This window comes from Thermococcus sp. 101 C5 (genome assembly GCF_009372125.1).
Taxonomy (GTDB): domain Archaea; phylum Methanobacteriota_B; class Thermococci; order Thermococcales; family Thermococcaceae; genus Thermococcus_A; species Thermococcus_A bergensis.
In genome coordinates this window covers 1-10,788 of the sequence record NZ_WHIZ01000064.1, presented here as the reverse complement: position 1 = coordinate 10,788, position 10,788 = coordinate 1, and the positions used below count along the sequence as shown (strand labels likewise).

11 protein-coding genes, 1 tRNA gene and 1 pseudogene are annotated in these 10,788 nt (G+C 43.9%); 10 read left to right on the top strand and 3 right to left on the bottom strand.

What is annotated here, in order from left to right:
* The 5 genes and pseudogenes from GBV73_RS09105 to GBV73_RS09085 all read left to right on the top strand — a co-directional run.
* Positions 1-281, top strand: a pseudogene (locus GBV73_RS09105) (IS6 family transposase); the annotation flags it as partial.
* Positions 282-522: 241 nt separating this feature from the next.
* Positions 523-1,767, top strand: a complete 1,245-nt coding sequence (locus GBV73_RS09100) for a dicarboxylate/amino acid:cation symporter (protein ID WP_371717082.1) — start codon at positions 523-525, stop codon at positions 1,765-1,767.
* Positions 1,768-1,864: 97 nt separating this feature from the next.
* The gene (locus GBV73_RS09095) at positions 1,865-3,292 is read left to right on the top strand and encodes an exodeoxyribonuclease VII small subunit (RefSeq protein ID WP_152880895.1); all 1,428 of its coding nucleotides are present in this window, start codon (positions 1,865-1,867) and stop codon (positions 3,290-3,292) included.
* Positions 3,293-3,341: 49 nt separating this feature from the next.
* Entirely contained in the window at positions 3,342-3,986 is a 645-nt protein-coding gene (locus GBV73_RS09090; protein WP_042699602.1) for an alanyl-tRNA editing protein, read from the top strand.
* Positions 3,987-4,049: 63 nt separating this feature from the next.
* Positions 4,050-4,137: transfer RNA gene (locus GBV73_RS09085), tRNA-Leu, on the top strand.
* Between the two features lie 31 nt (positions 4,138-4,168).
* On the opposite strand, the gene GBV73_RS09080 is transcribed toward GBV73_RS09085, so the two are convergent.
* Positions 4,169-5,296 carry a tyrosine--tRNA ligase gene (locus GBV73_RS09080; RefSeq protein ID WP_042699604.1) on the bottom strand — a complete coding sequence of 376 codons (1,128 nt, stop codon included), beginning with the start codon at positions 5,294-5,296 and terminating at the stop codon, positions 4,169-4,171.
* A 292-nt stretch (positions 5,297-5,588) separates the two neighbouring features.
* On the opposite strand from GBV73_RS09080, the gene GBV73_RS09075 reads away from it, so the two are divergent.
* Both GBV73_RS09075 and GBV73_RS09070 read left to right on the top strand, forming a co-directional pair.
* Positions 5,589-5,987: a NifB/NifX family molybdenum-iron cluster-binding protein gene (locus GBV73_RS09075; RefSeq protein ID WP_042699606.1), complete on the top strand. Its 399-nt coding sequence runs from the start codon at positions 5,589-5,591 to the stop codon at positions 5,985-5,987.
* A gap of 192 nt (positions 5,988-6,179) precedes the next feature.
* The gene (locus GBV73_RS09070; protein ID WP_152880893.1) at positions 6,180-7,781 is read left to right on the top strand and encodes a radical SAM/SPASM domain-containing protein; all 1,602 of its coding nucleotides are present in this window, start codon (positions 6,180-6,182) and stop codon (positions 7,779-7,781) included.
* Between the two features lie 33 nt (positions 7,782-7,814).
* Here the strand turns inward: GBV73_RS09070 and GBV73_RS09065 are convergent, their stop codons facing one another.
* Complete coding sequence (locus GBV73_RS09065; RefSeq protein WP_152880891.1) at positions 7,815-8,765, bottom strand: SufD family Fe-S cluster assembly protein; 951 nt, start codon at positions 8,763-8,765, stop codon at positions 7,815-7,817.
* Positions 8,755-9,474, bottom strand: coding sequence for an ATP-binding cassette domain-containing protein (locus GBV73_RS09060; RefSeq protein WP_152880899.1), 720 nt, complete (start codon positions 9,472-9,474; stop codon positions 8,755-8,757). The genes GBV73_RS09065 and GBV73_RS09060 overlap by 11 nt, the downstream gene beginning before the upstream one ends.
* Before the next feature lie 135 nt (positions 9,475-9,609).
* Here GBV73_RS09060 and GBV73_RS09055 point away from each other — a divergent pair, with 135 nt between their 5' ends.
* From GBV73_RS09055 to GBV73_RS09045, 3 genes are read left to right on the top strand one after another with little or no spacing between them, the layout of a single operon-like run.
* Positions 9,610-10,044 (top strand): putative zinc-binding protein, encoded by a 435-nt coding sequence (locus GBV73_RS09055; RefSeq protein WP_152880889.1) that lies wholly within the window; start codon positions 9,610-9,612, stop codon positions 10,042-10,044.
* Between the two features lie 60 nt (positions 10,045-10,104).
* Complete coding sequence (locus GBV73_RS09050) at positions 10,105-10,476, top strand: heterodisulfide reductase subunit A-like protein (protein WP_253910344.1); 372 nt, start codon at positions 10,105-10,107, stop codon at positions 10,474-10,476.
* Between the two features lie 2 nt (positions 10,477-10,478).
* The gene (locus GBV73_RS09045) at positions 10,479-10,679 is read left to right on the top strand and encodes an ATP-binding protein (protein ID WP_152880887.1); all 201 of its coding nucleotides are present in this window, start codon (positions 10,479-10,481) and stop codon (positions 10,677-10,679) included.
* The last annotated feature ends 109 nt before the right edge of the window (positions 10,680-10,788 follow it).

Below are 10,788 nucleotides of genomic sequence, written 5' to 3'. Positions count from 1 at the left end.
ACAAAGGGCCGTGGTATAAATCAGCGTTTAAATCTCTCGGGCTGGATTATCTGCATGTGACTTTCGGGCCGAGGAACAGTGTTGAGCGCTGGTTTAGGACGTTGAAGGAGAGGACGAAGCGTTTCTGGAATAATTTCAGGGGTAAAGACTGGAGGAGGGTTCATAGGTTTGTTTTTCTGTTTGCCTTCTGGTATAATTTTGTCAGAATTCATTCTAGTTTTGGTGATCCGCCTGGTGATGTTACTGAATGGCTTCAGGAGGTGATACCCCAGTTATCCTGACAGTATCTCTTTTGTTTTCCGTAATTTTTAAATAGTCTCTAATTATACTTCCTTGTGGTGAAGCAGTTCCCAGAATGTGGGGTTTGTCAAGCCCGAATGGGGACTGTCGAGAGCCTTGAAGATGTGGGGAGTCTCCGTTCCCCCCGAAAGCCAGCCAATGAAGACGGGAGGCTGGAAGCCTACCCGTTACGAAATTAACACCCTACACACACTTTACGGGTAGGCAGAACGGTTGTTAACAATTTTGAGAAAGATATTTATTGGATTGATCTTAGGTGCAATTTACGGGTTGGTAGTGGGGTCTAGTGGGCACCCTGAAGCAGCGACTGCAATAAAACCCCTCGGTGACCTCTTTGTTAGACTCTTGAAAATGCTAGTGATGCCAATCATTCTGGCCTCATTGGTCGTCGGTGCCGCGAGCATAAGTCCAGCGAGGCTTGGAAGGGTAGGTATAAAGATAGTGCTGTACTATATGGTAACATCAGCCTTCGCAGTCTTTATAGGGCTCTTAATGGCAAACATCTTCAAGCCAGGCATTGGGCTTGAGCTCGGTGCAGGGGAAGGAAAGGCAATAGAGGCGCAGGCTCCGTCCCTCGTGCAGACTCTCCTAAACATCGTGCCCACGAATCCTTTTGCAGCCCTTGCAAATGGTGATGTCTTGCCAACAATATTCTTCGCCATTGTCCTGGGAATATCCCTCAGCTACCTTATGAACAGCGAAAACGAGAGGATCAAAAACTCAGCAACAACCCTTTACAATGCCTTCGATGGACTGGCAGAAGCTATGTACAAAATCGTTAGGGGAGTAATGCAGTATGCACCAATAGGTGTTTTTGCGTTGATAGCCTACGTTCTAGCAACCCAAGGGGTAAAAGTTGTTGGGCCTCTGGCAAAAGTTACAGTGGCGGTTTACCTTGGTCTGGTAATTCAAATAGTGTTCGTCTATGGACTACTCCTTAAGGTCTTTGGCCTAGACTTGGTCAAGTTCCTAAATAAAGCTAAGGATGCAATGATCACTGCATTCGTCACAAGGAGCTCAAGCGGTACTTTACCGGTAACAATGCGTGTTGCAGAGGAAAACCTGGGAGTTTCAAAGAGCATTTACTCATTTACACTTCCATTGGGTGCTACGATCAACATGGACGGTACCGCTTTATACCAGGGTGTTTGTGCGATGTTCATTGCCAATGCGATCGGACAGCCCTTGCCATTCACCCAGCAGCTTGTAATAGTGATCACAGCAGTTTTGGCTTCAATTGGAACCGCAGGTGTGCCTGGAGCTGGGGCTATAATGCTCGCAATGGTCCTGGAAAGCGTTGGATTGCCGCTAGAGCCCGGAAGTGCGGTGGCTTTAGCTTATGCAATGATACTCGGAATTGACGCCATCCTCGATATGGGCAGAACAATGGTCAACGTTACCGGCGACTTGGCAGGAACAACAATAGTTGCAAAAACTGAAGGAGAACTCGACGAAAGTAAGTGGTGATTTTTCTTTTCACTCTCTTTTTCAGCGTTATCGATGAATAGAGTTAAATACTCTATCACCATTTAGTTTTTGGAACAAAAAACATTGAGGGATAAAAATGAAAAGGTTAGGAAGTTTTTTGATAATTTTACTTTTGGGCCTTTCTTTTGTTCAGGTGGAGGCTATAGATTATTATAAGGAGGAATTTACGCTCAAAGTTGGGGTGCTTCGAAACGGGGATGCTCAAATAACGGTAGTGACTTCTATCCTGGGTCCAAAAGACAAGATACAAGAAGAGATTGCCAGCATATTAAATCAAACAAACCTTACCGAAGAAGAAGCAATAGCAAAATTTGAGGAAGAGCAGCTGAGCAGCTATATCGCCAGTTTAAAAAACACAGGAGTGGAGACTAAAAATCAAACCTTCAAAGTGACCAGCATTAGGGAGGACAATTTCACGGTAGTTTTCACAGCGTATGCAGAGAAGTTTGCCAATTACTATTCATACGACGGCTACTGGGAAATAATAGTTGACCCGACTAGGGGATATGGAGCTATGCAAATTCCAGACACTGGACTTTCTCAAAAAATGGAACTTCACAGCACGTTTATTATAGAGCTCCCTGAAGGGGCGGAGCTGGTTGAATACCCCCAAGCGTACGCAAAGGAATTCGGCCAGAGCAAATTCTCCGTAACGTCAAAAGTGGAAGGTAATAAAGTCATCATAAGCTCTGATATCTACCTGGAAGAAAACCTTTCTCCAGAAGGATTCAGAGCACTCTTCGGTGATTACAATGCATTTTACATTCGCTACACAACCCCCTATGAAGGAGAAGAAACATATCAATCAGTAAAGACTGAGCAGTATCTAAGGGCGGAGATTTTAGATGATGGGACTACCGAGTTATTCATAAGAGATACCTACATTGAACCAAAAGAGCAAGTAGAATTCATAAAGCTTCAAATAAACCTTATGGGGGCGGAGAATGTTACCGGTCTGATCCTCCAAAACTATCTTCAGGGGATGGTAGCTCAAGGGATGACCGTGGAAGACGCAAATGCAAGCATATTAGGCTTGGACAAAGAAGGGCCCTTGACAATAGAGACCAACTACCTACTGAAAAACTTTACCAAGTTGATAAATGGAACCTACGAATATTCCTTTGATCCAACACTTCTAAATCCTTCACAACTGGGATACAGGGCCCAAAACGAAATAAACCAGAGCCTAAAAATTGAATTCATCCTCCCGCCGGAAGCGGAAATTGTTGAGGTGCCAAAGAACATAAGCAGAGAAGTCAAAGGAAACACGTATTTCCTTTCCACAAAAGTTGATGGGAACAGGATTTTAATAACGGCCAACGTATTCGTAAGATACGGTGCCCCATTTGAAGACGTGTATTCCCTTGTAGGGGACGTTGAGAGAGGTTACATCAGATACAGGCTGTCATCGGAAGGAACCAACTTAACGACTACCCAGATAGCCGGAGTAGCGGGAGCGGTAATTTTGGTGGGTGTAGCTATTTTCATGCTGAAGAAAAGGTAGCATTAGGTTTTTAATTTCTCTTTTTCTATTATTTTGTTAGGTGGTGTAAATGACGAGAAAACTCTACTATGAGGATGCATATTTGAAGGAAGCTAAGGCAAAGGTAATCCAGATAAAGGAGAATGCCTTGCTTTTAGACCAGACCATATTCTATCCAACCGGAGGGGGACAGCCCCACGATACGGGCACTATAAATGAAGTTAGAGTTTTAGACGTCTACAGAGATGAAAGCGGGAATGTGTGGCACGTCGTAGAAGATTCGAGTCCCTTCAGCGTTGGAAACGAAGTGGAATTAAAACTCGACTGGGAGAGGCGCTATAAGCTTATGAGAATCCATACAGCACTGCACCTCTTAGACCATGTTTTCAATGAAGTTCTTGGAAAAGGAAACTGGCAGTTACATGGAAGCGGCATGAGCCCGGAAAAGGGAAGATACGATTTAAGATATCCTGAAAACCTCAATCAATACAAAGAAAAAATAATCGAACTCTTTAACCGCTATGTTGATGAGGGTGGAGAAGTCAAAATCTGGTGGGAAGGGGAGAAGAGGCTAACCCAAATCAGGGACTTTGAAATCCTCCCATGCGGAGGGACACATGTGAAGGACATTAAGGAGATAGGACATATAAAAAAGCTCAAACGCTCAAGTGCGGGAAAGGGAGTGCAGAGAATAGAAATATGGCTTGAAGATTAAACTGCGAGTGGGCCATGTGGATTAGAAAGATTTAAAAGCCCTTTGGAATTCATTTACTAACGCGCGGGGGTTGCCGAGCCTGGTCAAAGGCGCGGGATTCAGGGTCCCGTCCCGTAGGGGTTCCGGGGTTCAAATCCCCGCCCCCGCACCATTCTGTTCAAATTTTAAAAGAAGAAAAAGGCTCATCTTGTTATCTGTACTTCTTTCATGAGTTCTAAGGGCTCAGGATGCTTCTCAAAGTACTCCCTAACGGGCTTGAGTAGCTCTATTAAGTATTCAGCAACCGCATTCTTTAGGTCAAGTGGGTGTATCTTGCCCTCGGCAAAGTCCTTCTTGAGTTCTTCGAATGTTGTATACGTCACATCTCCTCCAAACTTGGCCGGCCTGTGAATTGTGAACTCCGTTGGTTCTTCTCTAAAGATTATGTGCTCAGCCCAGTCAAGCACCGGGTTGTATTTGACTTCTCTTGCCGGACAGAATGCCTTTCTAAGTTTTTGTTTTATTTCTTCTGGGCTGTCGTGGATGAAGACGGCCGAATAGGGTTTGCTCTTGCTCATCTTCATTGCCGCTTTGATTTCCTTGAACTCCTCCTCACTTTCAATTGGCCATTTTGGAGGCTCCTGGAGGCCTAAGAGGAGGTGGTGGTGAACAGCGATGGGCTTTACCTTCTCCCCGTTCCAAACAAGCGGATGATACTTTAGCTTCTCTGCAACCTCAATAGCAATGACATGGGCTTTTCTCTGATCCATTCCTGCATGAGCTATGTTAACTCCCTGGTAGAAAATATCCGCAACCTGCATGGCCGGATAGATTAGCTTTGCGAAGTCAATTGACTCTCCCATCTGTCTTCCCATAATTGTTATAGAGCGTAGCATTCTTGCCAGGGTGACGTTTTTTGAAATATCAATGACTGTCCTCCAGTAATCTCCTTTCTCTAAAATCTCGCTGGCCAGAACGAATTCTACCTTATCTGGATCGCCGCCCATAACCTTAATGCTCTGCTTCATACCTTCCTTGAAGTAAGTTAGGGCAACCTTCTGTATGACTTCGAGGTCTCCCCCGAGCTTATCGTTAATCCAGCTGTGCCAGTCCGCAAGGAATATCCTCGTTTTTATTCCGGCTTTTTGAAAGTCGGCTATCTTTGCACCGGCCATTAATCCTGTGCCAAGGTGAATGTAACCGCTTATTTCAAATCCTATGTAGTGCTGCAGTGGCATTCCAATTTCCAGTAAATGTCTGAGGTTCTCAACTGTCAGCACTTCCTCAGTAGGCTTCCTCGTTATCAGTGCTATTTTTTCTTCGATATCCATTTACACCACCTACCCACACATAGGAAAATAGCTCTTTTAAGTATTTTCTCTAACTGGACATTAAAGCAACTACCAGAAAACCAATAAGCCATTACGTGGCAAAAAGCGAGGGAAAGCTGGAAATCTCTCGTCTTTTACCGCATTGTTGGAGAGCCTGCTTTTGGGGTACACACATCAGTTGCAACAAAGGGACGTATATTTACTGAATGGAGAAAAGAATTTCATATCCATAAAAATGTGCATATGCACAAAGTTTATATGTCATAAATTTCAATCATTTTCGGTGATGCAAATGAGGATTGCAATCCCGGCTGAAGATGATAAAGGTTTAGAAAGCAAGGTAAGCGGGCATTTTGGGAGGGCAAAATACTTCGTTTTCGTGGATGTGGAAGAAAACCAGATTAAAGGTGCAGAGGTCGTTGAAGTCCCCTTCGATGAACATGCCCCTGGAGATTTACCTAACTTTGTGAAAGAACACGGCGGCAGTGTGGTTCTAGCTTACGGAATGGGAAGGAGAGCAATAGATTATTTCAACCAGCTCGGCATTGAGGTCGTTACCGGGGCTTACGGAAAGATTAAGGATGTAGTAGAAGCTTTTATCCATCAGGTTCTTGAGGTTGACCCACACTGGAAAGAAAAAATCGAGCGAGAAAAAGAGCACGGAGGGGAATGCGGGGAGCATGGGTGTTAATGACCGCTTTAAAAACACTTTTCTTTCCCATGTCTTCCGTGAAAACATCTACCGCACATGTGAGGGGTTAATTATAATTAGTTTGCAATCATAATTTTAATTGAATAAGGAGACTTTTTTCAAATTTTGCCGTTATAATTCAATGTAAAATCCATTCTGGAAATTTTAATAAAACTGCCGGGAGGTGATATTATGAGTGAAGACAGCGAGGACCAAATTAAACGTGCTCTCCTTGCTTTCAAGCTTATTCTGGGCAATCCTATTTCGAGGAAACTTATAAAGCCTTCTCTAAAAAAATACGAAATAAATGGGAGAGAGATGCCTGCTTTGTATTGGGCTCTCGCTCTTTATGCTGGTGAGAATATTAGATGTCCCGTAACGGTGAGATTTCAGGCTGATGTTATCAAACTCCTCTTAAAGCTTGGTATCAAGATTGCGAGGGGGAATGAAGAAGCAGTCAAAGAAGCTCTCTTAAGGGATCCACACATAAGAAGGGGAATTTGGGTTGTGCTTGAGGGCATAGCAAAGTATGGTGTTACCGTTCCCCAGCGTCTAGCCAGTCCCTTCCTGATAGTGTGGAACTTCACGAACATGTGCAATTTTAGATGCAAGCACTGCTACCAGAGGGCCGACAAGCCCTTACCAAGCGAGCTCTCTCTTGAAGAAAAAATAAAATTAGTGGATCAGCTGGACAGGGCAGGAGTTGCCGCAGTGGCACTGAGCGGGGGCGAACCAACCATTCATCCTCACTTCTACCGCGTTGTCAAAGAACTCGCTTCTAGAGGAATACACACTTCAGTTGCAACAAACGGATGGACTTTTGCCAATAAAGAGAATCTCAAAAAGGCAGTTGACCTTGGCTTGAAATACGTTGAAGTTTCCATAGACTCAGCGAATCCAAAGAAACATGACGAATTTAGAGGGATTCCTGGAGCCTGGGAGCGTGCGATAAAAGCCCTTGAGAATGCCGTTGAACTTGGAGTAAGCCACGGAATGGCAGTTGTTATGGATAAAGAAACTTTCCAAGAAATTGACGATATTCTCGACCTGGCAGAAACCATCGGGGTAAAGAGGGTTATCTTCTTCAATCTGGTACCCACAGGTAGAGCTGAAGACATGATAAATGTTGATCTAAGCCCCGAAGAACGTGAAAAGTTCATGAAAGCGGTTTACATGCAAATGAAAAAGAGAAAATTTGAAATACTAACAACAGCTCCCCAATATGCCCGTATAACCCTTATGGAGTCCAAGGGCAAAAACATCACTCCCGCCCACTTCTACATTGGAGAGAACAATGCTGTTAAAACTCTAGCAGAGTTCATAGGTGGGTGTGGAGCAGGAAGGATCTACGCTGGAATTGAACCCGATGGAACTGTGGTTCCATGTGTTTTCTTGCCGCTTCCAGTGGGAAACGTGAGAACGAAGAATTTCAAGCAAATATGGGAAGGGAGCAAAATCATGAACTTCCTCCGTGATAGAGACAACTTCACAGGAAAATGTAGGACATGCCCCTATAGAAACATATGTGGAGGTTGCAGGGCAAGAGCCTATCACTATACCTTGGATCTGCTTGGAGATGATCCAGGGTGTATAATAAACAAGGGAGTGTGGGAAGAAATCGTGAAACACGGCAAACCAAAGGGAATAACCGAAGTAAGCTGGGTTAACGAGAGTGTTATCATGAGAACTCCCATATTCTACGTCCCGAGCTACTACAGAGCCATAGAAGCAAAAGGAGAGAAGTTCCTCATCAAAGAGAGCGAAATAAAAACAAGAGAAAAACTTAGTGCATGAACATTTTTTCCAGTTTTTAAACCAAATGAAAAATCATTCCCTCAGAAGCCCCTTGATTATCAGCTCCGCCGCCTCTTCCTCAGTCAATCCCTTTGCCATGAGCTGCATCAGCTGTGCTTCGTTTATCCTCCCTATAGATGCTTCATGGGTGAGTTCTGCTTTATCGTTTTTCACACGAAGCAGAGGAATCGTTTGGACATCAGCGTTCCCCTTCACAATCTCGTGACACTCCACGTGCCCCTTCGTGTAGTCCCCGAGGCCATACGCCTCGTTAATTACATTTGCCCTTGCATCATCGAAGGCTATTACTGTGGTCTTTAGATTCGCCTTTGCATGACTTCCCTTCAAATATGCCACCTCTTTAACTTCCACGGAATCGTCTTTAACAGCTTTTATTTTTGAAACAAGCTCTGTCACAGCGTAATCGTCAAGTTCAGCCGTCATCTCAAGTTTAAGATCCTTTGCTCGATGCTTAGTTAATGAGAACTTCCCCGTGTACCTTCCTCTTTTCCCAACTTCTACCTCCGTCTTGCTGAACATTTTCACGCCTTCCCCATGAACGTGTTCATCTTCATAGACAACTGATGACCCCTCACCAATCCTGATTTTCGCGTATGCTTCATGGGTGAAGTCCTTGGCATAGGGAAAAATACAATGGGAGAGGAATTTAACTTTAGAATTCTTTCCGATGGTTATGTCAAAAATTACCCTCTGATACCCCTCATCTTTTAAAAATCCGGTGCATAGATGAATAGGGAACGGGAGTTCAGTTCCATCTGCTATTCTCACTTCAGCTTTAACGCCGTTCTCTATTTCCTCACCGACTATTTCAACGCCTTCAACGTTGTTTAATCCAATTATTTTGTCTCCACTTATAATTATCGCAGCTACCCTGTCTCCAAATAAGGAGGTATCAAGGCCCTCTTTTTTGTAAATCTCCACCAGTGCTTCGTATTCCTTTACTCGATCGATCTTAATGACCATCACTCATCCCTTCCAAAAGGGGACACTTTCCACAGGCCCTCTTATAATATTCAACAACTTCGTCAGAGAAACCTTTTCTCACCACTTTTCCACCACAAACAAAATAACTGAAGTCCGTTTTCTTTGCAATTTCTTCGTGATGGGTAATTAAAATTACCGTAGTTCCAACTTTTTTCAAATATCCCAAAATTCTGTCTATCAGCTCACTTGCTGTTATATCCAAACCGGAATCCGGTTCGTCGAGTATAGCATACTTCGGTTTTAAGAGAAGAATAGATGCAAGCTCAATTCTTTTCCTTTCTCCCCCACTAAGACTCCTATCGACAAACCTGTGACAGTAGAGTTCATATGGCAGTCCAACGATCTCAAGAACTTCCTTTACATCCCTCGTATCTACATTCAGTTTTCCTCCGAGCGTGAGGTATTCCTCAACGGTTATCCCATCATAACGAGCCGGCTCCTGCCAGAGCAGTGTAATTCCAAGCTTAGCCCTTTCTGTGATACCCAGGTCGGTTATGTCCCTTTCGTCGAGCAAAACCTTCCCTTCACTTGGCTTTATAACCCCCATCAAAATATAGGCTATAGTGGATTTTCCAGCACCATTCGGGCCTAAAATAGAATAACTCATGCCTTCCTTAAAGCGCATGTTGATGTTTTCTAGTATTTTTCTGCCATCTGTGGAATAGGTAACGTTTCTAAGAACCAACATGGATATCAAAGGGGTCTCATGTGAAGGAAATTTAAAGTTTTCTGAACATTTTTGTCCTCACACCAGTAGTTTAAAACAAAGACATATGAAAAATATTTTAAATGAAATTTTTCTAATATTAGTGAGGTGATTAAAATGCCTGAGGAAGTAGAGATGGAAAAATTACCAAAGTTTCTTCCGAGTTGCCATAAAGAAGCTGAAAACCTTGACATAATATTCACATGCTCGGGAGCTGCAAGTGTCGGGAAAATAGGTCATGAGGTTGGAGTTTTACTAACCAATGCTGGCCAAAACGCCCGTTTATGCTGCACCACAGCGGTTGCCGCCGGCTCAGAAATGCACCTCGACATAGGGAAGAGAGCGAAGAAGGTAATCGTTATCGATGGCTGCCCGATGAAGTGCGCTACAAAGGTTATTGATAAAGCGGGAATAAAAATCGACCACAGCTTCACTGTCACGGACTTCGGGATAGCCAAGCAACCCACCCTCGACATAAGCGATGAGGACGTCCTCAAAGTCGCCCTAGAGATAGCAGACAAGGTGGGGATAAAGCTCAATCTTAAACCATAGGTTGAGAACCTTTACATCTGAAAATCTTTTTAAATGAAATTTTCTTCAGATATATTGGTGATGCCCATGAAAGGTCTCATACTCTGTGTCTGTCAAGGTACATGCCCATCTTTCCAAAAGATGAACGTGTTCGAGATTTTAAACCACTTCAGAAGGGAGAAGAAAGTTGATTTTGTCGCTCTGCATCCCCAGCTATGTGCTACAGACGGTGACAACTTTTGGAGGGTTCTGCTTAAGAATGGAGAAGACATAGAGAAGCTCTTCGTGGCCGGTTGCGACCCGGTTATGCAGAAGAAGATGTTCGGGTGGACGTTTAAGGAGCTTGGATTTGACGAGAACAAATTCATAGGAATAGAGATCAGAAATATGACCACAGAGGAGGCAATCAAAGCAATTGAGGAAGCTATGAGTGTTGATAGCCAGGAGGGATGAAAATGGCAAAGAACTGGTACCCCATAATCGACTATGACAAGTGCACCGGCTGCCTGACTTGTGTGAACTTCTGCCCTCATGGGGTTTACGATGCCTCAGAGGGCAAGCCCAAGGTAGTGAACCCTGAGAACTGCGTCGAGTTCTGCAGAGGCTGTCAAAGGATATGCCCAACAGGGCTGTTCTCTAAATGGTTAAAAGCGTGAAGTTTAAATATTTTGACTTAGTATTTCTTAATGGGTGGTTTAGTGTGCCTAAGGCGACCTTTGTTATTAGTGAGGAAACCTTAGAGGAATTTAAAAAAGTGGCTATCCA